Below are 19,950 nucleotides of genomic sequence, written 5' to 3'. Positions count from 1 at the left end.
GACTAACTTATATCAGTTTTTCCAGATATTTTTTTAAATTCTTATAATTTAGGGCTTTATCAAACTTTTTATCATTAATTATTATCGTAGGAGTAGCATTAACTTCAAATTTTTTTACCCCATCGATTCGATCATTTAAAACAAAATCTTCTATAGCTTTATCACTTAAGCATTTTTCAAAATCTAAGTTTACACTTTCACTTTCTAAGAATTTTTTTAAATAACCCGTTGCTTCTTCTGGAGTTTTTCCTCTAGCCCATTTTTTTTGCCCAGAGTATAAAATATGCAAAATATTTGAATTACCATCGTTATTACACTGAGCAATTTTTGATGCATTAAAAGCTGCTAAATCTAATGGAAAATGTCTAAATTCTATTTTTACTAATCCTTTATCAATGAAGTCTTTTTTAAGTTCAGGTAATACATCTTTATGAAAATTTGCACAGTGGCCACAAGTCAATGACTCGTATGCAATTATTGTTATTTTAGCACTTTCTTCTCCTTCAGAAATTCTTTTGACCATATCATTATCTGCAGCAAGCGCTTTAGCGGAGAAGATTAAAAATATTATAAATAATGTTGAGGTGAATTTTTTCATCGTTGTTTAAATAGTTTTGTTAATTCAAGTAATGATTTTTTAATTTTATCATTCTTAATACTATTTATCCTATCTGCATATTTAATATTTGTCACATGATTTTCATTAGTGTCTAATTTTTTGAACTTTGTTTGGGCGTCATCAAAGCTTATCAATTTCAATTTCTCAACAACGGCATAGCCAAAAAAACTATTCATTTTATCCATTATTACTTTTTTAGAATACTCTAAATCAATCTCATGTCCTCTCTTTACCATTATTTGAAGAGTGCTTACTCCAAATTTATTCGAATTTTTAAAGGATTTGGGATAGCATATTTGAAAAAGATCATCTCCAACTATGTACTTCCAGTTATTAAGTGTTTCAGAAAATATATGACCCTTTTTTTTGATTATTTTTTTAATGTTTTTTGGCAAAGTGTCTTTAAAAGACCTTAAGCCTTGAATAGTTTTAAACCTCTGCTTAGTATTATTTTTAAATTGCATATGACCAAATCCATACTAACAAAAAAAATTCTTTATTGGTACGATAATAATAAAAGATCACTCCCATGGAGAAAAGAGTTATCACAAGTTAAGCGAGAATATTACACGTTAGTAAGTGAATTTATGTTACAGCAAACGCAGGTTGCAACTGTGATTCCATACTTTAATAATTTTATAAAAGATATTCCAGATATTAAATCTCTATCAAAAATTAAGGAACATAAGCTTTTAAAATATTGGGAGGGCCTTGGTTATTATTCAAGAGTAAAAAACTTAAAAAAGACTGCACAAATATTAGAAAAAAATTTTAATAGAAGGTTACCAAACACGATTGATGAATTAAAATTATTACCTGGAATAGGTGACTATACCTCTAATGCAATAATGGCAATTGCCTTTAACAAGCCATTTATTCCCTTAGATGGAAATATTGAAAGAGTAATTAAAAGATTATTAAATTTAAAATTACCCAAAGAAATTACAAAAGATAATCTTGTTAAGAATAAAAAGATATTAGGTAATTCAACTAGAGCAAGCGATTATGCTCAAGCACTAATGGAGCTAGGCGCATTGATTTGTCGACCTAAAAATCCCTTATGTCACCAATGCCCTTTAATTAAAAATTGTAAGTCTTTTAAAAAAAAAGATTTTGAAATAATAAAAGAAAGAAAAAAGAAGATTGATAAATTTTATTTATTAGAAGTTTATAAAAAAAATAATAAATTTTTGTTAATCAAAAATACTAAATTTAATTTTTTAAAGAATTTGCAAATATTTCCCATGAAGCAAATATCCAAACCTGATAATTTAGCAAAAGCTTTAAACTTCAAGATATCCAATATGAATATGAATGTAATAATCAAGTTTTCCAAGTTAAAAGGTGAAATTTCTAACTCTTCTTGGATTGATAGCTCTAAGCTTGAAGATTATACTTTGCCCACATTTACTAAAAAAATTTTTAATTATTTAAAAAAGATTTAATGAAAAATATAGCAATAATAGGAGCCGGTATTTCAGGCCTGTATATTGCAAATCTTTTAAGTCAAAACTCTAATTATCAAGTGACAATTTATGAGAAAAATGCTTCTGTTAATTTGGAAAAAGGATATGGAATTCAACTTTCAGTTAATAGCATCAAACTGTTAAATCAAATAAATTTTCAAAAAATCAGGATAGAAGATAAATTTCACCCCAATAAACTAGATTTTTATTCTTTAAAAAATAATAAAAAAATATGTGATTTAGATATATCCATGTTTAACAGCACTGATACAAAATATACTACCTTACAGCGCTCTACTTTAATTAAATTCTTAAAAGATGGACTTCATGAAAATATTATTCATTATAATAAAAAAGTTATAAAAATTAATGAAGAAGCAGAAAGTAAAGAAGTTTCTTTTGAGGATGGTTTATCTGTTAAATGTGATTACTTAATTATCTCCGATGGAACTTTTTCAAAAACAAAATCATTAATTGCCAATAAAGAAACTAAGCCAAAGTATTTTAACTCTATTGCCTTAAGAGCAACAATTGACCAGGATGCCCTTAAGGGCATTAACCCAGAGAATATATCTTTGTTTTTAGGGTCTAATTTACACTCAGTTCTTTATCCAGTTAATAGCAAAGGACAGTTTAATTTTATTACCATTTTTAGAAAAAAACTTAGCACTAAAGAGTTATCTGATTATTCTTTATTTGAGAACAAAGATTTTGTTGCATCTATTATATCTGAAATATCAAAGCAAGTACCCACCGAAACAATGAACAATCTAAAAAGTATTAAATGTTTTCCAATATTTGTGAGTTCTGATGTCAATGAACCAAAAAATAAAGATACTTTTATCATTGGAGATGCCTTTTTTGCTTTACCCCCAACCTTTGCTCAAGGCGCCTCTCAATCAATAGAGGTTGCCAATGAACTTTATAAAAATTTAGAAAATGAAAACACTCAATTTAACTCTGAAAGAGTTAAAAGAGTAAGGATGATTGATATGAAATCAAAACTTAATTATTTTGCTTTTCATTTATCTAATCCATTAATAATTTGGATTAGAAACTTAGTAATAAAAAAATTAGTTAAAAATGAAAAATTTATTAACAGTTATCTTGGTAAAATTTATAAAGACTAATTTTTAGAAATTAATCTTTGTCTTAAATTATCAATTGGCACAGAAACGCCATTCACTGTACAATGCCAGTAAGTCCATCCATTACAGCTTTCAGAACCAAGTATTGTTGCTGCAACTTTATGAATTGATCCTTCAGCTTGATTATGCTTGATACTTCCATCTGCCATAATCTTAGCAACTATTTTTTTCTTTTGATCAAAAATACTTGTTCCAGGCTTTATTATTCCAAGCTCTACTAGTGATCCAAAAGGTATTCTAGGCTTAGATCGATTATTTTTTAAAGTGTCTAAGAAATTATCCTCTAAAGGTTTTGTATTTTTTAACCTTTCTTCTGCTGCTTTAAAATAAGTCTTCTCTTTCTCTATACCATAATATTTTCTACCTAATTTTTTTGCAACCGTTGCAGTTGTTCCAGATCCTAAGAATGGGTCTAGAATTAAATCGTCCTTGTTTGATGATGCCAATAAAACTCTATGTAATAAAGATTCTGGTTTTTGAGTAGAGTGAACTTTTTTACCATTTTTTTTAAGTCTTTCTGCACCATTACAAATAGGTAAATTCCAATTAGATCTCATTTGAAGATCGTCATTTAAACATTTCAAAGATTGATAGTTAAAAGTATATTTTGACTTCTCACTTTTAGAAGCCCAAATTAAAGTTTCATGAGCGTTTGTAAACCTTGTTCCTCTGAAATTAGGCATTGGGTTATTCTTATTCCAGATAACATCATTTAAAATCCAAAAACCTAAATTTTGTATTGCAGTGCCTACTCTAAAAATATTATGATAACTTCCTATGACCCAGATGGCCCCATCTTTTTTTAATATTCTTCTACATTCAGAAAGCCAAGCAACCGTAAAGTCATCATATTTTTTAAAGCTTTCAAACTGATCCCATTTGTCATTAACAGCACTGACTTTACTTCTGTCTGGTCTAGTAAGTGAATTTTTTAATTGTAAATTGTATGGCGGATCAGCGAAAACAAGATCAAAAGTTTCACTTGGAATTTTTTTTAATTCCTCAAGACTGTCACCATTAATAATCTTATTTTTAAAATTGTTTTCCATTTTGTATAAAACAATTAGACTCCAAACAGATTCTACGGTCAACCTGTGATTGAATTAAATAGATTCAATTTGTGTTTATTATTTCTTAAACAACCAGATCTTGTGTTGTTATCACTAGGATTTATAGAAGATCACTAATAGGTGAAAATGTTTTACGGTGATATTTGGTAATACCAAATTGCTTAATTGCGTTTAAATGTTCTTTGGTTCCATAACCAGAGTTTGTATCCCATCCATAATTATTAAACTCTTTTGAAAGTTTTGTAATAAATTTATCTCTACTAACCTTTGCAATAATTGATGCAGCAGAAATGCTTGGAATTTTTTGATCTCCTTTAATTACATATTTTAATTTATAGTTTTTAAGATCAGGCAGTTTGTTGCCATCAATTAAAACAAGTGAAGGTTTTGTTTTCAATTTAAGAATAGCTCTCTTCATTGCAAGTAAACTTGCCTGCAATATATTAATTTTTTCAATTTCTTTAGTCGATGCCTGGCCTATAGCCCATATAGAATTTTTTTTAATATATTTTTCAAGCTCTTCTCTTTTATCCTTTGTTAGAGTTTTTGAATCTTTCAATAATTTCTTATCAATAGAATTATTTAATATGATAGCTGCTGCATAAACAGGCCCGATTAAACTTCCTCTGCCAACTTCATCAACACCTGCTAAAATTTTCATTAAATGGATAGTTTTAGATCTAAGATTTTTTGTTTAATCTTTTTTAAGTCATCCCATGAATGTTTTTTATTTTCAGGAGCTCTTAAAAGATAAGAGGGATTAAAAGTTATGATAACATTGTAACTTGTATTTTTGATAATTACTTCCTTCCATTTTCCTCGCTCAATAGAAATTTTACTATTTAAACCTGTTAAAGACTCCATAGCAGTACTACCCATAAGAATTATTATTTTAGGATTTATTATTGAAATATGTTTTTGTAAAAATTGGGAATATCTCTTAATTTCTGTAGAATTTGGTTTTCGATCCTCAGGAGGTCTAAAGTTTACAGCATAAGTTGCGTAAATATTTTGTTTTTTAATGTTTATTGCAATCAGCATTTTTTTTAAAAGATCTCCTACTTCACCCATAAAAGTTAATCCGGCGTTATCTTCTTCAATGCCTGGGGCTTCACCAATTATCATTATTGAGCTATTAATATTCCCATCTCCTAAAATTATTTTTTTTGAATTATTCTTTAAGTTACAATCACTAATTGAGTTTATTTGTTCTTTAAGATTCTCAAGCTCTTTAACTTTATCTATTTTTTGAATACTCAGATCTTTTTTTAAATCATTACTAGTATTTTTTAGTCTATTGATTGGTTTTTCATCAAAAATAAAGTCAGATCCAGTAGAGTTTAAGAACTCAGAGTCAAAATTCGTTTTTTGATTTATTACTTTTTTAGACATAGAATGGCCAAATGTTGGTAAAGTTTTTTAAATTCTTTTTAATATTAATACTTTATCAGAGTCCATTATACTCAAAAAATACCAGTTTAAATGATTTTAATGCAAGGTATTTGTCTAATTATTTTTCAGGAATTGCAGCTTATGAAAATCTAGATAATACAGAAGCTTTAAAATTTTTTAATTCATCAAAAATATTAATAAAACAGCATGATGCCTATCTTGAGAGGTATGTATTTTCCTTAGTACTTGATGGCAAAGTTAAGAAAGCAATTAATCAAGTTAAACAGAACTCAACAAAAAACAACTCTGACTTTTTTCAGGCTAATCTGTTGCTGGCAGTTGATAGTTTAAAGAAAAAAAACTTTAAAAAAAGTAAAGTTTATATTGATAGATCATATGAATTTATTAACAATGATAGACTTTCATTAATCATTGCAGAAACCTTCAAGCAATATTTATCAGTTTTTGAAGAAAAAAAATTAGTGAAACAAACTAATACGTTTGGAAATTTTTCATTTATTAACGAAGTTTTTCAAAGATGTTATTTAAATGATAAAGATACAGAGAGATATTTTAATACATTAATTAATTCACAAAACGATGCTGATTATTCAAGGTATGTATTTTTTTTGATCAGTTATTTAATCAAGAAAGATAATTACGATAAGGCAAAAAAAGTTACTAATAATTTTGATTATTTAAATTCATCAGTATTAATTTCTCAAGGTAAAAAATGGATAGAAGATAAAAACTTAGATAATTTTCAAGAAATTTTTTCATGTACAAATTCGAATGACATTGTTAGTGAACTATTTTTTCTAATAGCAAATCTCTATTCCTCTCAGAATGATTATGAGAAATCAAATTTTTATTTAAATATAGCTAACTATTTAAATCCTAAATTTATTTTCAATTTGTCTTTATTAGCTGAAAATTATTATTTGAGTGATGATTATTCCAATACATTAAAAACTCTTGAAGCATTTGATAAAAAGCATGAATTTTATTATTGGTTTAAGTTAAAAAAAGAGTCTCAAATTATTTTAAAAAAAAATAATAAAGAAGCATCTCTAAAATTTATCAATGAAAAATTTAAAGAAATTAAAAACCCAAATAAAAAAATTATATTTGATATTGCAAATATGCATAAAAATGCAAAAAAATATATTGAAGCAATAAATTTTTATGACCAAATACTTTTAAAAATGAACGCTAATTCTGACTTATACGCTGAAATATTATATCGGCGTGGAGGAAGTTACGAGAGATCTGGAGATTATGTAAAAGCAGATAAAGATTTATTAAAGTCTCTAGAAGCCAACCCAGATGATGCTTATGTTTTAAATTATTTAGCTTACTCATGGCTGGAAAGAGAGCATAAAATTGATACTGCTCTTAAAATGCTTGAAAAAGCTTATGAAGCCAGAAGTAACGATCCATACATTATTGATTCAATCGGTTGGGCATATTACTTAGTTGACGAATATGAAAAGGCAGAAAATTTTCTTAAAAGAGCAGTTGAATTAATGCCTCAGGATCCAGTAGTTAATGATCATTACGGTGATATTCTTTGGCAGCTTGATAGAAAAATTCAAGCAAGATATTTTTGGCAAGCTGTTTTAAATTTAGATGAGACTGAAGATGCCATGAAAAAAATTATTAAAAATAAATTATCAGAGGGATTAAAAAATTCCTAAATTATGAATAGTTTTAAGATAAAGTCTTATGCAAAGATAAATTTAGCTCTAAACGTTACAGGAAAGAAATCAAAGCTTCATAATATCGAAAGTTTAATTTCTTTTATCGATTTACATGATTCAATTACAATAACAGAAAGCAATACAAAACAGCATAAAATCAATTTTATTGGAAGATTTTCTAAAAACATCAGTAAAATTAATACTATTTCAAAATTGTTAAAAATTTTAGATAACAAAAAACTTTTGAATAATAAAAAATTTGAAATTAAAGTTATAAAAAATATACCTCAAAAGGCTGGAATGGGAGGTGGGTCTATGAATGCTGCCAGTCTATTAAATTTTTTTATTGAAAAAAAATTAATTAAAATAAAAAAAAATGACTCAAAAAAAATAAGTAATGAAATAGGATCAGATGTGATTTTAGGTATAAAGCCATCACTTGCTATTCTTTTATCTAATGGAGATATTAAAAAATTCAAAAATAAAATTAAATTTCATATATTAGTTACGAAACCTAACTTTGGATGTTCTACAAAATATATTTATTCTAAAGTTAATTCATTCTCTAAACCTCAATTTAACCCTCCTAAACAGAAACTATTTGAAGCAAAATATTTAAAAAATTTAGACAATGATCTTGAAAAGGTTGCCTTAAATAAATATCCAGAACTTAAAAGAATTAAATCCTACCTCAATGGTTTACCTAACACCCTATTTGTTAGAATGTCCGGATCAGGATCCTCAATAGTGGCTTATTTTCATTCCAAAAAGGCCTGCAAAAAAGCATGCAGCCAATATAAACGAAAATTTAATAACCACTGGTGTATTGAATCAAAAACTATATAATTTTTTTTTTTGTGATATATGCAACTAATATTGGCCCATGGTGAAGTGGTATCACATCTGTTTTTGGTACAGAGATCCGAGGTTCGAATCCTTGTGGGCCAGCCATATATGAATAATTTATTAGATAAAATTTTTTTTAGATCTCAAAACCTTAATCACATAAATTTAGGCTTCAAAAATATTAAAAAGGAAACAGAAGTTTCAAAAATATTTGAAGCAATTCATTCATACTCTAGCAATAGTGAAATCCGGTATGTAGGTGGATGTGTAAGAAAGATTATTAATAAAGAAGCATATGACGACATAGATTTAGCAGTTAATTTAAATCCAAAAAAGGTATGTGAGGCTCTTATTAAAAAGGACATAAAATATTACGAGAGTGGAATAGAACATGGAACAATTACAGCGTTAATTAATGATATAAAGTTTGAGATTACATCATTGAGAAAAGACATTGATACAGATGGACGACATGCAAAAGTAGAGTTCTCTGATAGCTGGAAAGAAGATGCTTCTAGAAGAGATTTTACTATCAATTCTATTTACGCGGATATTGAAGGAAGTTTATTTGACCCATTTGATGGAAAAAAAGATTTAGAAAGTGGAAAAATTAATTTTATTGGAGATGTAGAAACCAGAATTAAAGAAGATTATTTAAGGATATTAAGATATGTCAGATTTTTTCTTGGTTATTCTAAGCATAGTCATGACCCACAAGTTATTAAAGCAATTAAAAAAAACCTAAGTGGTGTTTCAAGTATTTCCTCAGAAAGATTAATAGATGAATTTCAAAAATTATTAAAATCAAATGGTTTTCTAAAGTTAACTAAGGATAAGGATTGTTTAGAAATTATAAATCTTATTTTTCCACAAATAAAAAATATTTCTCTATTCAATAAAATGAATAGTTTTGCAAAAAAAAACTTTCTTGAAATGGACTTTATTTTCTTATTATCTTTAATGATTATTGATGGAACTGATAATGTAGATTACTTTATTTATAAATTTAATTTATCCAAAAAAGATCAAAAAAGACTTATATTTTTAAATAAGTTTAATTTAGAAAAAAATACGAACCAAACCTTTTCAGAAAAAAATCTAAATAAAATTTTTTATTTTAATGGTAGGGAGGCATTATTAGATGTTCTTTATTTTAAAATTTTTAAATCCAAAAAAGTAGACAATAAGTTAATTAAAATGATTGAAATTTTTAAAAAAAAAGAAATGCCTGTTATGCCATTTAAAGCTAGTACTTTGATGGAAAAATATCAAATTCCTGAGGGAAGGGAGCTGGGACAGAAGTTAAAAGCAATAGAAGAAGTCTGGACTAGTAATAATTTTAAAATTTCAGATAAAGAACTTCAAAAAATAGTAAGTAATTAAACGTACTTTACATCTTTAATTTCAAAGTTTTTTACACCTGCAGGAGTTTTAATTTCAACTAAATCATTTTTGTTTTTTCCAATTAAACCTCTACCTATAGGTGATTGAAAAAATATCAGTTTTTTTTGAAGGTCAGCCTCATCTTTTCCAACTATTTTATAGGTAATTTTTTCTCCAGTATCCAAATTTTCTAAATCTACAGTTGAGCCAAAGATGACTTTGCCATCATTACTCATTTTGGTTACATCAATAACATTTGCTCTTGCAATAATATCATTTATTTCTGTAATCCTTCCTTCGTTATGAGATTGTTCTTCTTTTGCAGCATGATATTCAGCATTCTCTTTCAGATCTCCATGAGATCTTGCTTCAGATATCGCAGCAACTATTTGAGGTCTTTTTTTTTCTTTTAAAAAAATTAACTCTTCCTTTAAACTTTCAAGACCATCTGCTGTTATTGGTTCTTTATCCATTTTAATTCCATTTTGCTATTGGAGGTAAAGACATTAATATTGCCTCGACATTACCACCTGTTTGTAAGCCAAATTTTGTTCCTCTATCATATAGTAAGTTAAACTCAGCATATCTACCTCTTTTAATATATTGTATCTCCTTTTGTTTTACAGTCCATTTCTTTTTGTGTTTCAATTGTATTATCGAGTTAAATAACATTTGAAAGGTAACTCCAAGATCTGTTACAAATTTAAAGTCTTTCTCCCAATCTTTTTTTTTGTAATCAAAAAAAATACCACCAATTCCCCTTGTTTCTTTTCTATGAGGTAAATAAAAATATTCATCACACCACTTTTTATATTTTTTATAAAATTTTTTATCATGTCGATCACACATTTTTTTTAATTCAGTATGAAGAAAGCTTTTTTCTTTAAGGTCTTGGATACAAGGGGTTACGTCCATACCACCACCAAACCATGCATGTGTTGTGTAGATAAATCTAGTGTTAAAATGAATTGCTGGAACATGAGGATTTTTCATATGCATTACAATAGAAATTCCTGATGCCCAAAAATTTCGATCTTTAGAAGCACCTGGGATTTTTTTACTCATTTCTTTTGAAAACTTTCCATGCACTTCTGAAAAATTTACACCAACTTTTTCAAAAATCTTACCATTTTTTAAAATTCTAAACTCTCCACCACCTTCATCCTTAATTTCACTTCTATTCCAAGTTTTAGATTTAAACTTTAATTTCTTACCTTCTAGTTTTTCAATGTCATTACAAATTGTGTTTTGCAGCAACTTAAACCAATTAGAAGCAAGTTTTTTTTTAATTTCTTTGTCCATTATTTATTAAAGTTAGTTTGCCTTAAATTTTCTGAAAGAATTATAGCAACTGAAGAGGCTATATTTAAAGATCTTTTATTGTCCATCATGGGTATTTTTAACCTATACTTAATTAAATTATGAACATGGTCTGGTACGCCAGCACTTTCTCTTCCAAATAAAAGTGTATCATTACTCTCAAATTTGAAGTCAGTATAAGAATCTGCTGATTTAGTTGTTAATAATATTACTCTCTCATTCTTTTTTGATTTAAAAAATTCATCTGAACTTTGATAAAATCTTATCATTTTTTCATCCATATAATCCATCACAACTCTTTTAAATCTTTTATCGCTGAATAAAAAACCACATGGTTCTATTATTTCTAAATCAGCCCCTAGACACGCACATGTTCTGATAATAGCAGCTGTATTTTGAGGAATATCAGGTTCATATAAGGCTATTTTAGGTCTCAAATTCATGTTTTATGTGTCATTGTTTCAGTGGAAAAAAAACTTTTTTCTTATATGAAATCATATATTAGATAACAATATACAAAAAATTAAAGATGTCTGAAAAAAAACCTGAAAGAAGAGAATTTTTATTTACAGCCTCATATGCGGTAGGTGCTGTTGGGGTAGGAGCTGTTGTTTGGCCACTTGTTGATCAAATGAACCCAGATGCATCTGTTAAAGCATTAGCTAGCACAGAAGTTGATGTAAGTTCAGTGCAGCCTGGAAAAACAATCACTGTACTCTGGAGAGGAAAACCAGTTTTTATTAAAAGAAGAACACCCGAGGAAGTAGCTGAAGCAAGAGCTGTTAAAATGGAAGATTTAAAAGACCCTCAAAAAGATGAGGACAGAGCAAAAGATCCAGAATGGTTAGTTATGTTAGGTGTCTGTACGCATTTAGGATGCGTCCCTTTAAATGATAAAGGAGACTACAATGGTTGGTTTTGTCCTTGTCATGGTTCACATTATGATATCTCTGGAAGAATTAGAAAAGGTCCTGCTCCAACAAACATGGAAGTTCCAAAATATGAATTTGTTAACAGCAACACTATTAAAATTGGATAATAAATAATTATGAGTGATCACGAGTACGTTCCTAGTTCAAAATTTGGAAAATGGTTTAATGACAGGCTTCCACTTTTATCACTCGCTAGTCATTTAACTGATTATCCAACACCTAAGAATTTAAATTATTGGTGGACATTTGGTGGAATTTTAACTTTTTGTTTAATTACACAAATCGTTACTGGTTTAACTTTGGCTATGCACTACATTGCTCATGCTGACATGGCTTTTGAAAGTGTTGAACATATCATGCGGGACGTTAACTATGGTTGGTTAATAAGATATATTCATGCAAACGGTGCTTCAATGTTTTTCTTAGCAGTTTATATTCACATATTTAGATCTTTGTTTTATGGATCATATAAATCTCCAAGAGAAATTATTTGGATTATTGGAATAATAATTTACCTTTTAATGATGGCAGCAGCATTTATGGGTTATGTTTTACCATGGGGTCAGATGAGTTTTTGGGGAGCAACAGTTATTACAAATCTTTTTAGCGCCATACCTTTAGTGGGTGAGGGAATAGTTAATTGGTTGTGGGGAGGTTATTCTGTAGATAACCCAACTTTAACAAGGTTTTTCACATTACATTACTTAATACCATTTTTAATCTTGGGCTTAGTCGTTCTTCATATTTGGGCGTTGCATGTTCCTGGAAACAATAACCCAGTGGGGATTGATGTTAAAAAACCTTCTAAGGATACAGTACCATTCCATCCATATATTGTGATCAAGGATGGCTTTGCATTATTAATGTTTATGATTGTATTTGCATTTTTTGTTTTTTATTCACCAAATATTTTAGGGCATGCAGATAATTATATAGAAGCAAACCCAATGGTAACACCAGCCCATATCGTTCCTGAGTGGTATCTATTACCATTTTATGCAATCCTAAGATCAGTTCCTGATAAATTAATGGGAGTAGTTGCAATGTTATCAGCAATTTTAATTTTAGCTGCACTGCCTTGGTTAGATACTTCAAAAATTAGATCAGCAGTATTTAGACCTCTTTACAAACAATTTTATTGGATACTAGTAGTGGATGTATTAGTTCTAGGTTACGTAGGTGCGATGCCAGCTGAGGGGCTTTACTTATTGATTGCCAGGGTTGCCACAGCTTACTACTTTATTCACTTTTTAATAATCTTACCGGTATTAGGATTTAAAGAAAAAACCATACCTTTACCCTTAAGTATTACAGAGCCAGTACTTGGAGGGATGCCAATGGCATCAGCTGTTAAAAAAAAAGAAAGTTTAGATTAATTAAGTGAAAAATATTTTAAAAATTAGTTATTCAATTATTTTTTTATTAGTAGGAACTCTTACAGTTAATGCTGCAGAAAAAGTAGATCTTTTAAAAACAGATTGGAGTTTTAAGGGATTATTTGGAAAATTTGACAGAGGTTCACTTCAAAGAGGATATCAAGTTTATACTGAGGTTTGTGCGTCGTGCCATTCAATGAAATATGTAAGTTATAGAAACTTATTTGAGCCAGGTGGACCAGAGTTTACTGAAGAGCAGGCTAAAGCAATAGCTGCAAGTTTTGAAATTACAGATGGACCCAATAATGATGGAGAAATGTTTGTAAGACCTGCTAAGTTATCTGATAAATTTGTCATGCCTTATGAAAATGTTAAAGCAGCTCAAGCAGCAAATGGAGGAGCTTATCCTCCTGATATGTCTGTGCTAGCAAAAGCTAGAACTGGTGGGGTTGATTATATTTACTCATTGCTACTTGGTTACGAAGATCCACCGAGTGGTGTAACGCTTGATGATGGTGTTTACTATAACAAGTTTATGTATGGAAATAATATTAAGATGGCAGAACCATTATCAGATGGTTTGGTAGAATATAGTGATGGAACTACAGCATCTAAAGAGCAAATGGCAAAAGATGTTACAACATTTTTAATGTGGGCAGCTGAACCTCATTTAGAAAGCAGACACAAGATGGGCTTTAAGGCTATCTTGTATTTAATTATTTTAACTATTCTAGTTTACTTTAGTATGAAGAAAATTTGGTCACGTATTGAATCTGAAGTTTAATATATCACCATCTTTGACAATATAATCTTTTCCTTCAAGTCTCATTTTTCCATTTGTCTTTGAATTGACCCAACCATCATTAGCTATGAAGTCTTCATAAGCAATTGTTTCAGCTCTTATAAAACCTTTTTCAAAATCAGTGTGTATTTCACCAGCTGCTTTTGGTGCAGTACAATTTTTTTGGATAGTCCAAGCTCTAGTTTCTTCAGGCCCAGATGTAAAATAAGTGTCTAGCTCTAAAATATTGTAACCTTTTTGAATTAACATATTTAAACCAGTTCTTTTTAATCCAATCATCTCCATATAATTCTCTTTTTCTTCATTTTCTAATTGATTTATTTGGTTCTCAATATCAGCTGAAACTATTAAGGTATTTTTTTCACCATATTTATCAATAAATGCTTGAGTGTATTTATTTCCATTTTGAACACTTGCCTCATCAACATTACATACAAAAATTTTAGGCTTTAAAGATAATAAACCACTTTGGCTTATTAATTTTTTATCAAATTGTTCATAAAGTATTTGAATATCTTTGGAATTATTTATGCAGTCAGAAGCAATTTCTAATATTTTTAATTGCTCCTCATCTACATTTTTCTTATTATTTTTTTCTAATCTTTTTTGTATTGACTCAAGGTCAGCCAACATCATTTCTGTTTCAATAATTTCCAAATCTCTAATTGGATCAACAGTTGGGTTCACATTTTGAATATCATCAGAGTCAAAACATCTGATCATATGAATGACTGCATCGACTTCTCTTATATGAGATAAGAATTTATTTCCTAAGCCTTCACCTTTAGAGGCGCCCGCTACTAGTCCGGCTATATCCACAAACTCAATAGTAGTATTAATTTTTTTTTTTGATTTTGATATTTCTACCAATTTGTCTAGTCTTTCATCTGGCACAGGAACCACACCAACATTTGGCTCTATCGTACAAAAAGGGAAGTTTGCTGCTTGTGCCTTACTAGAATTTGTAAGTGCATTAAATAGTGTAGATTTACCAACATTAGGTAAGCCAACAATTCCACACTTAAAACTCATTATTTATTATTTACAGTGCTTGAGAATAAATCTAATTTTTTATCAATTAATATAGCCATTGAATCAATAATATTTTTAGTAATTTTTTCTAGTTGTATCATTTCATCTTCATCAAAATCTTTTAATACATGATCTGCAACATCAGCCTTAGTTTTGGGTCTTCCAATTCCTATTCTAACTCTTGAATAATCTTTACCAATAAATTTATCTATAGATTCAATTCCATTATGTCCTGCACTTGATCCTGCAAATTTTGCTTTCACTTTTCCAAATTCAAGGTCAAGGTCATCATGGAAGACAATCACATCTTCAGCATCAATTTTGAAGTATTCAATTAATTCCCTTATACAAATTCCAGAATTATTCATAAAGGTTAATGGTTTTATTGCATAAACCTTTTTATCTTCAATATTACCTGTAGTTAATAATCCTTTAAATTTTGGTTTTTGTTTAGACAAACCAAACTTTTGATTAAGAGCATCAATTAATTTGAAACCAATATTGTGTCTGTTGTTTTCGCTATCGGGTGTTGGATTTCCTAAGCCTACAAATAAAAGCATATTTTTTTTAAATCGTATCTAGGAGTCTTCACTATGATAAGTTGATTATTTTTTTTCTTCAGTGGCTTTTTTTTCGCCGTCATCTTTTTTATCACCCTCAGCTGCTGGTGCTGCTTCTTTACCATCTTCTGCTGCTTCTGCTTCAGCTTCAGCTGGTTTTTCTGGCTCTTTCATCACTGTAGGTGCTGCTAAAGTTGCAATTACAAAATCTCTTCCAATAATAGTTGGTGTAACACCTTCTTCTAATTTTACTGAAGATATTTTGAAACTTTCCCCAATATCCACCCCATCTAAATCAATAGTTATTGCAGATGGAATTTTTTCACTTGGACATTTTAATTCTATTTTTCTTCTCACAATGTTTAGTACTCCACCTCTTTTTAGGCCTGGTGAAGTTTCATGATTAATAAATACCACAGGCACTTCTATTCTAATTTTTACACCTGGCACAACTCTTAGAAAATCAATATGAGTTGGCTCGTCAGATATTACGTTATAAGTAATTTCTCTTGGTAAAACATTTTGAGGTTTGCCATCTAAATTAAGAGTTATTATGTTTGATAAGAAACTTCCTTTATCTATTAAAGATTTTAATGTTTTTTTTAATACAGTAACTTTTTGATTTTGATCTGGTCCCCCATAGATTATGCCAGGGATATTTCCAGCTGATCTAAGAGAACGGACATCTCCTTTTGACTTAGTATTTCTAGTATTTGCATCAAGTGAATTCATAAAAAGATGGCTTTTAGCCCAAGTTTCTTAATAACTCAAGATAATTATTTAAATAAATCGGATACAGATGTTGAGTTAGAGATCCTTTTAATTGCCTCACCCATAAGTGCTGAAATAGGCAAAACTTCTATATTTTTAACATTTTTAATTTTATCGTGATTATCAATTGTATCCGTTATTACTAATTTTCTAATAACTGATTTTTTAATTTTATCTACTGCTTCTCCACTTAAAACTCCGTGAGTAATATAAACATAAACCTCTTTAGCACCTCTATCCTTTAAAGCTTTCGCAGCGTTTACTATAGTTCCACCTGAATCAATTATATCATCAACTATAATACAGGTTTTCCCTTTAACATTTCCTATAACATTCATAACTTTGGATTGTCCTGGTTTAGGTCTTCTTTTATCCACAATAGCAAGTTCCACATTTAAAATTTTACCAAGTGCTCTCGCTCTTTCAGTTCCACCAACGTCTGGTGCAACACAAATAATATTTTTACTTTTAATATTTTTTTTAGCATGTCTTGCAAAAATTGGTGTAGCAAATAAATTATCTACAGGAATGTCAAAAAAGCCCTGAATTTGTCCTGCATGAAGGTCTACAGTAACAACTCTGTCAGCACCTGCTTTAGTAATTAAATTAGAAACCAGTTTTGCAGAAATAGAAGTTCTAGGCACTACTTTTCTGTCTTGTCGTGCATATCCAAAATAAGGAATGACGGCAGTAATATTTTTTGCTGAAGATCTTTTTAAAGCATCAATGCAAAGTAGTAATTCCATTAGGTTGTCGTTTGCAGGTGATGAAATAGACTGAATTATAAAGATACTATTACCTCTAATATTTTCATTAATTTCTATATAAATTTCTCCATCAGAAAACTTTTTTATACTTGAGTTTACAAGCTTAGTTTTTAAATATTTTGCAATATTTTTACTAAGAGGTTTATTGCTGTTTCCAGTTAATAATTTCATGAGATATTATGAATTAATCATAATTACAGAAATATTTCTACCATAATCATTCTCATTGCGGCTAATAGATCTTCGTGCACTAAAAAAATTATTTTTAGGATTAAATGTATTCTTATTAATTATATCAATTTTCTTTATATTTAAGGCTTTTAATTGAGAAAGGACGTATTTCTTTAAATCAAAGAAATCTTTATTTTGAATTTTTTTAAAAAATTTTTTATTTTTTCCATCCTTTTTAATGAGTTTTTTAATAAAATCTTTTTTTACCTCATAATTTTTTACTGAAATACATGGACCAATAACTGCAGTAACATTTTTAGGATCACATCCTTTTTTGATCATAAAATTTAAGGTTCTTTTAATTATCCCTTTGAAAGCACCCTTCCAGCCAGCATGGATTGCAGCAATCATCTTTTCTTTCTCATCATAAACAAGTATTGGAGCACAATCTGCAGTTAATATAGCTATAGGAAATTCCTTTTTATTTGTGACTAGCGCATCTCCTTCAAAATTATAATTTTTAAGTTTTAGATTTTTATCTATAAAATGAAATTTATTGCTGTGAATTTGCTTTAGTAAAATAATTTTTTTAAGCTTAGTTTTAATTTTCCTTTGAACGATTTGAAGATTTTTTAAAACATTTTTTTTATTGTCTGAGGACCCAGGGCCACAATTTAAGCTCTTAAAAATACCTAGAGATTTTCCACCCTTTCTATTAAAGAAAGCATGCTGTAAGTTTTTAAATTTACTGAGTTTCTTTGACTTAATCAGTTTAAAACCCCAATTTAAATTTATTTTTATTTGTTGTTATTAGCATTACTTTAAACAATTCACCCATTTGATTTTTATCTATAAGTCTTTTTATTCTAAAATAAATATCAGCTTTTTCACTAAATAACATTTTCTTGGACAATATTTCTGCTCTTTCAAGAATACCAAGTTTTGTTAAAAATTCACCTTGAGTAGTATTCATTGAGGTAAGTGAGCTTAATTCTTTAACTATTCTATTTAATAAACTAAAACTTAAATTGTAGGTAATATCAGAATTACCAAACCCTTTTAGTACATCACAATATTTATGTTTGGATACAGCTTGCAGGGTATTTTTCATTTTTTTATCAGTATACGCATAGTCTATTATTAAAATTCCACCATTATTACGTTTAATCTTATTGAAGATAATTTTTAGGTATTCGGTTGATTGTGGTGAATACTCGATAAAGTTCTGCTGATTTGTAATTTTAAATTTAATTTTATTTTCAAATTTTTCTATATCAAAAGGAACATCAAAATACTCAAATTTATTGTTAAAAAATCTGACATGTCTTTCAAACCATTTTCTTTCTTTCTTTATGAATTGCTTAATAGGTAAAGCGTCAAAAAATTCATTTGCCAAAAAAATACATGGCGAATTATCTAATTCGCTTAAATCATTTAACCATTGAATATTTTTTTTATTGATATTAATTTTTTGTTTTTTTCGAAGCAATTTGCTTCTTTCTAAAATCTTAATGTGACAAGAATTTTTAAATATTTGAAATTTTTCAAAGGTATTGACTAAAACTTTCATCATTTCACCATTACCGGCCCCTAATTCGATTAAATTAAATTTTTTAGGGCAACCTAGATTTTGCCAAAACGACACTACCCAAATTGCAATCATTTCTGAAAATAATACAGATATGTTGGGTGAAGTTATGAAATCACCCTTTTTGCCAAAGGGATTTTTTTTCATGTAGTAGCCTGATGTTTCATTATAAAGAGACTCCTCTATAAACTTATCTAGGGTAAACGACTGATTATTCTTAATTTTCATTTTTTAAAGATAAAAGGTAAACCCCAGTCAGAAAAAAAAGAACACTTATCAATTGACCTAATGTTAGATTTAAAACTAAGTAACCGATTTGTGGATCTGGAGATCTGAAAAACTCTATAAAAAATCTAAATAGAGAATAAAAGATCAGGAATAAAGCAGAGATTTTTCCAGGTACTTTTAAATAATCTTTTTTAAAAAAATACCCAAGTACAAAGAAAAGAATTATTCCCTCAAAAAAAGCCTCATATAATTGTGAAGGGTGCCTTTTGATATTATCTATTAGAACAAATTGAACTGACCAAGGAAGGTCTGTAGCTCTTCCATAAAGCTCTGAGTTTATAAAATTGGCAATTCTACCAAAAAAGATTCCAATTGGAGCAGATAGGGCAACCAAGTCTAAAAATATAAACGAATTTGTATTGTGTTTTTTTGAAAACAATATTGATGCAATTATAATTCCAATTAAAGCACCATGAAATGACATTCCTCCATTCCAAACCATCAATATTTCTATAGGGTTATCTAAATAATATTTTAGATTATAAAATAAAGTATAACCAAGCCGACCTCCCAAAATCATACCTATAATGAGATAGGTTATAAAGTCATCAAATAGCTGAAGAATATGAGAATCTTTTATTAATTTTTTTTTACAATACAGCCAACCAAGTGCAATACCCACAATATAAGCCAAAGAATACCATCTGATTTCTAATGAAAATATTTGAAACGCAACTGGGTCAAAATTATTAATAAACATTTTTAAAAAACTACGTATA

General features: G+C 28.6%; 23 protein-coding genes and 1 tRNA gene. 9 read left to right on the top strand and 15 right to left on the bottom strand.

What is annotated here, in order from left to right; translation table 11 throughout:
- Positions 1-7 precede the first annotated feature (7 nt).
- Positions 8-598, bottom strand: a complete 591-nt coding sequence (locus AC5SL9_RS05570) for a thioredoxin domain-containing protein (protein WP_018413540.1) — start codon at positions 596-598, stop codon at positions 8-10.
- Positions 595-1,083 carry a DciA family protein gene (locus AC5SL9_RS05565; RefSeq protein ID WP_494573940.1) on the bottom strand — a complete coding sequence of 163 codons (489 nt, stop codon included), beginning with the start codon at positions 1,081-1,083 and terminating at the stop codon, positions 595-597. The genes AC5SL9_RS05570 and AC5SL9_RS05565 overlap by 4 nt, the downstream gene beginning before the upstream one ends.
- Here AC5SL9_RS05565 and AC5SL9_RS05560 point away from each other — a divergent pair, their 5' ends adjacent.
- On the top strand, positions 1,084-2,064 hold the full coding sequence (locus AC5SL9_RS05560; protein WP_018413538.1) for an A/G-specific adenine glycosylase: 981 nt from the start codon (positions 1,084-1,086) through the stop codon (positions 2,062-2,064).
- The gene (locus AC5SL9_RS05555) at positions 2,064-3,215 is read left to right on the top strand and encodes an FAD-dependent monooxygenase (RefSeq protein ID WP_494573939.1); all 1,152 of its coding nucleotides are present in this window, start codon (positions 2,064-2,066) and stop codon (positions 3,213-3,215) included. The genes AC5SL9_RS05560 and AC5SL9_RS05555 overlap by 1 nt, the downstream gene beginning before the upstream one ends.
- On the opposite strand, the gene AC5SL9_RS05550 is transcribed toward AC5SL9_RS05555, so the two are convergent.
- From AC5SL9_RS05550 to AC5SL9_RS05540, 3 genes are all read right to left on the bottom strand, one after another.
- Positions 3,212-4,282: a site-specific DNA-methyltransferase gene (locus AC5SL9_RS05550; protein ID WP_006997799.1), complete on the bottom strand. Its 1,071-nt coding sequence runs from the start codon at positions 4,280-4,282 to the stop codon at positions 3,212-3,214. The genes AC5SL9_RS05555 and AC5SL9_RS05550 overlap by 4 nt on opposite strands.
- Before the next feature lie 121 nt (positions 4,283-4,403).
- The gene (gene rnhB, locus AC5SL9_RS05545) at positions 4,404-4,964 is read right to left on the bottom strand and encodes a ribonuclease HII (RefSeq protein ID WP_020169716.1); all 561 of its coding nucleotides are present in this window, start codon (positions 4,962-4,964) and stop codon (positions 4,404-4,406) included.
- The gene (locus AC5SL9_RS05540; protein WP_271487158.1) at positions 4,964-5,695 is read right to left on the bottom strand and encodes a uracil-DNA glycosylase; all 732 of its coding nucleotides are present in this window, start codon (positions 5,693-5,695) and stop codon (positions 4,964-4,966) included. The genes rnhB and AC5SL9_RS05540 overlap by 1 nt, the downstream gene beginning before the upstream one ends.
- Before the next feature lie 11 nt (positions 5,696-5,706).
- Between AC5SL9_RS05540 and AC5SL9_RS05535 the strand changes: the two genes are divergently transcribed.
- The 4 genes from AC5SL9_RS05535 (at position 5,707) to AC5SL9_RS05520 (ending at position 9,624) form a co-directional block, all read left to right on the top strand.
- Positions 5,707-7,392, top strand: a complete 1,686-nt coding sequence (locus AC5SL9_RS05535) for a tetratricopeptide repeat protein (RefSeq protein WP_494573938.1) — start codon at positions 5,707-5,709, stop codon at positions 7,390-7,392.
- Positions 7,393-7,395: 3 nt separating this feature from the next.
- Complete coding sequence (locus AC5SL9_RS05530; protein WP_278386801.1) at positions 7,396-8,241, top strand: 4-(cytidine 5'-diphospho)-2-C-methyl-D-erythritol kinase; 846 nt, start codon at positions 7,396-7,398, stop codon at positions 8,239-8,241.
- Positions 8,242-8,272: 31 nt separating this feature from the next.
- Positions 8,273-8,346 (top strand) — tRNA-Gln (locus AC5SL9_RS05525).
- Positions 8,347-8,349: 3 nt separating this feature from the next.
- Positions 8,350-9,624: a CCA tRNA nucleotidyltransferase gene (locus AC5SL9_RS05520; protein ID WP_494573937.1), complete on the top strand. Its 1,275-nt coding sequence runs from the start codon at positions 8,350-8,352 to the stop codon at positions 9,622-9,624.
- Here AC5SL9_RS05520 and greA read toward each other — a convergent pair.
- The 3 genes from greA to AC5SL9_RS05505 are packed head-to-tail and all read right to left on the bottom strand — an operon-like array spanning position 9,621 to position 11,387.
- Complete coding sequence (gene greA / locus AC5SL9_RS05515; protein WP_006997805.1) at positions 9,621-10,097, bottom strand: transcription elongation factor GreA; 477 nt, start codon at positions 10,095-10,097, stop codon at positions 9,621-9,623. The genes AC5SL9_RS05520 and greA overlap by 4 nt on opposite strands.
- Before the next feature lies 1 nt (position 10,098).
- Positions 10,099-10,926 carry an oxygen-dependent coproporphyrinogen oxidase gene (gene hemF, locus AC5SL9_RS05510; protein WP_494573936.1) on the bottom strand — a complete coding sequence of 276 codons (828 nt, stop codon included), beginning with the start codon at positions 10,924-10,926 and terminating at the stop codon, positions 10,099-10,101.
- Positions 10,926-11,387, bottom strand: a complete 462-nt coding sequence (locus AC5SL9_RS05505; RefSeq protein ID WP_006997807.1) for a tRNA (cytidine(34)-2'-O)-methyltransferase — start codon at positions 11,385-11,387, stop codon at positions 10,926-10,928. Before AC5SL9_RS05505 ends, hemF begins: the two co-directional genes overlap by 1 nt.
- A gap of 86 nt (positions 11,388-11,473) precedes the next feature.
- Between AC5SL9_RS05505 and petA the strand changes: the two genes are divergently transcribed.
- Genes petA through AC5SL9_RS05490 form a run of 3 tightly spaced genes read left to right on the top strand, consistent with a single transcriptional unit; the run spans position 11,474 to position 14,036 of the window.
- A complete protein-coding gene (gene petA, locus AC5SL9_RS05500; RefSeq protein ID WP_011281471.1) occupies positions 11,474-11,983 on the top strand; it encodes a ubiquinol-cytochrome c reductase iron-sulfur subunit in 510 nt (169 codons plus the stop codon).
- A 9-nt stretch (positions 11,984-11,992) separates the two neighbouring features.
- Positions 11,993-13,252: a cytochrome b gene (locus AC5SL9_RS05495; RefSeq protein WP_006997809.1), complete on the top strand. Its 1,260-nt coding sequence runs from the start codon at positions 11,993-11,995 to the stop codon at positions 13,250-13,252.
- A 4-nt stretch (positions 13,253-13,256) separates the two neighbouring features.
- Complete coding sequence (locus AC5SL9_RS05490; protein ID WP_006997810.1) at positions 13,257-14,036, top strand: cytochrome c1; 780 nt, start codon at positions 13,257-13,259, stop codon at positions 14,034-14,036.
- On the opposite strand, the gene ychF is transcribed toward AC5SL9_RS05490, so the two are convergent.
- Genes ychF through lgt form a run of 7 tightly spaced genes read right to left on the bottom strand, consistent with a single transcriptional unit; the run spans position 14,013 to position 19,931 of the window.
- Entirely contained in the window at positions 14,013-15,086 is a 1,074-nt protein-coding gene (ychF, locus tag AC5SL9_RS05485; protein ID WP_006997811.1) for a redox-regulated ATPase YchF, read from the bottom strand. The two genes, AC5SL9_RS05490 and ychF, sit on opposite strands and share 24 nt — an antisense overlap.
- Positions 15,086-15,646, bottom strand: a complete 561-nt coding sequence (gene pth, locus AC5SL9_RS05480; protein WP_271486918.1) for an aminoacyl-tRNA hydrolase — start codon at positions 15,644-15,646, stop codon at positions 15,086-15,088. The genes ychF and pth overlap by 1 nt, the downstream gene beginning before the upstream one ends.
- 45 nt (positions 15,647-15,691) lie before the next feature.
- Entirely contained in the window at positions 15,692-16,378 is a 687-nt protein-coding gene (locus AC5SL9_RS05475) for a 50S ribosomal protein L25/general stress protein Ctc (protein ID WP_011281467.1), read from the bottom strand.
- A gap of 44 nt (positions 16,379-16,422) precedes the next feature.
- Positions 16,423-17,355 (bottom strand): ribose-phosphate pyrophosphokinase, encoded by a 933-nt coding sequence (locus tag AC5SL9_RS05470; RefSeq protein ID WP_006997814.1) that lies wholly within the window; start codon positions 17,353-17,355, stop codon positions 16,423-16,425.
- Between the two features lie 6 nt (positions 17,356-17,361).
- Positions 17,362-18,123, bottom strand: coding sequence for a peptidoglycan editing factor PgeF (gene pgeF / locus AC5SL9_RS05465; RefSeq protein ID WP_267878655.1), 762 nt, complete (start codon positions 18,121-18,123; stop codon positions 17,362-17,364).
- A gap of 4 nt (positions 18,124-18,127) precedes the next feature.
- Positions 18,128-19,171: an SAM-dependent methyltransferase gene (locus tag AC5SL9_RS05460; RefSeq protein WP_494573935.1), complete on the bottom strand. Its 1,044-nt coding sequence runs from the start codon at positions 19,169-19,171 to the stop codon at positions 18,128-18,130.
- Positions 19,161-19,931: a prolipoprotein diacylglyceryl transferase gene (gene lgt / locus AC5SL9_RS05455; protein WP_006997817.1), complete on the bottom strand. Its 771-nt coding sequence runs from the start codon at positions 19,929-19,931 to the stop codon at positions 19,161-19,163. The genes AC5SL9_RS05460 and lgt overlap by 11 nt, the downstream gene beginning before the upstream one ends.
- Positions 19,932-19,950 lie beyond the last annotated feature (19 nt).

It is taken from the genome of Candidatus Pelagibacter sp. PS_37 (assembly GCF_059417825.1).
The sequence above is the reverse complement of the archived record's forward strand: the minus strand, read 5'-3'. Positions and strand labels throughout refer to the sequence as shown.

What these genes read in the sequence shown, in the direction of transcription:
- AC5SL9_RS05570 (WP_018413540.1), bottom strand. Translation starts at nt 598, where the DNA reads ATGAAAAAATTCACCTCAACATTATTTATAATATTTTTAATCTTCTCC.
- AC5SL9_RS05565 (WP_494573940.1), bottom strand. Translation starts at nt 1,083, where the DNA reads ATGCAATTTAAAAATAATACTAAGCAGAGGTTTAAAACTATTCAAGGC.
- AC5SL9_RS05560 (WP_018413538.1), top strand. Translation starts at nt 1,084, where the DNA reads ATGACCAAATCCATACTAACAAAAAAAATTCTTTATTGGTACGATAAT.
- AC5SL9_RS05555 (WP_494573939.1), top strand. Translation starts at nt 2,064, where the DNA reads ATGAAAAATATAGCAATAATAGGAGCCGGTATTTCAGGCCTGTATATT.
- AC5SL9_RS05550 (WP_006997799.1), bottom strand. Translation starts at nt 4,282, where the DNA reads ATGGAAAACAATTTTAAAAATAAGATTATTAATGGTGACAGTCTTGAG.
- rnhB (WP_020169716.1), bottom strand. Translation starts at nt 4,964, where the DNA reads ATGAAAATTTTAGCAGGTGTTGATGAAGTTGGCAGAGGAAGTTTAATC.
- AC5SL9_RS05540 (WP_271487158.1), bottom strand. Translation starts at nt 5,695, where the DNA reads ATGTCTAAAAAAGTAATAAATCAAAAAACGAATTTTGACTCTGAGTTC.
- AC5SL9_RS05535 (WP_494573938.1), top strand. Translation starts at nt 5,707, where the DNA reads ATGTTGGTAAAGTTTTTTAAATTCTTTTTAATATTAATACTTTATCAG.
- AC5SL9_RS05530 (WP_278386801.1), top strand. Translation starts at nt 7,396, where the DNA reads ATGAATAGTTTTAAGATAAAGTCTTATGCAAAGATAAATTTAGCTCTA.
- AC5SL9_RS05520 (WP_494573937.1), top strand. Translation starts at nt 8,350, where the DNA reads ATGAATAATTTATTAGATAAAATTTTTTTTAGATCTCAAAACCTTAAT.
- greA (WP_006997805.1), bottom strand. Translation starts at nt 10,097, where the DNA reads ATGGATAAAGAACCAATAACAGCAGATGGTCTTGAAAGTTTAAAGGAA.
- hemF (WP_494573936.1), bottom strand. Translation starts at nt 10,926, where the DNA reads ATGGACAAAGAAATTAAAAAAAAACTTGCTTCTAATTGGTTTAAGTTG.
- AC5SL9_RS05505 (WP_006997807.1), bottom strand. Translation starts at nt 11,387, where the DNA reads ATGAATTTGAGACCTAAAATAGCCTTATATGAACCTGATATTCCTCAA.
- petA (WP_011281471.1), top strand. Translation starts at nt 11,474, where the DNA reads ATGTCTGAAAAAAAACCTGAAAGAAGAGAATTTTTATTTACAGCCTCA.
- AC5SL9_RS05495 (WP_006997809.1), top strand. Translation starts at nt 11,993, where the DNA reads ATGAGTGATCACGAGTACGTTCCTAGTTCAAAATTTGGAAAATGGTTT.
- ychF (WP_006997811.1), bottom strand. Translation starts at nt 15,086, where the DNA reads ATGAGTTTTAAGTGTGGAATTGTTGGCTTACCTAATGTTGGTAAATCT.
- pth (WP_271486918.1), bottom strand. Translation starts at nt 15,646, where the DNA reads ATGCTTTTATTTGTAGGCTTAGGAAATCCAACACCCGATAGCGAAAAC.
- AC5SL9_RS05475 (WP_011281467.1), bottom strand. Translation starts at nt 16,378, where the DNA reads ATGAATTCACTTGATGCAAATACTAGAAATACTAAGTCAAAAGGAGAT.
- AC5SL9_RS05470 (WP_006997814.1), bottom strand. Translation starts at nt 17,355, where the DNA reads ATGAAATTATTAACTGGAAACAGCAATAAACCTCTTAGTAAAAATATT.
- AC5SL9_RS05460 (WP_494573935.1), bottom strand. Translation starts at nt 19,171, where the DNA reads ATGAAAATTAAGAATAATCAGTCGTTTACCCTAGATAAGTTTATAGAG.
- lgt (WP_006997817.1), bottom strand. Translation starts at nt 19,931, where the DNA reads ATGTTTATTAATAATTTTGACCCAGTTGCGTTTCAAATATTTTCATTA.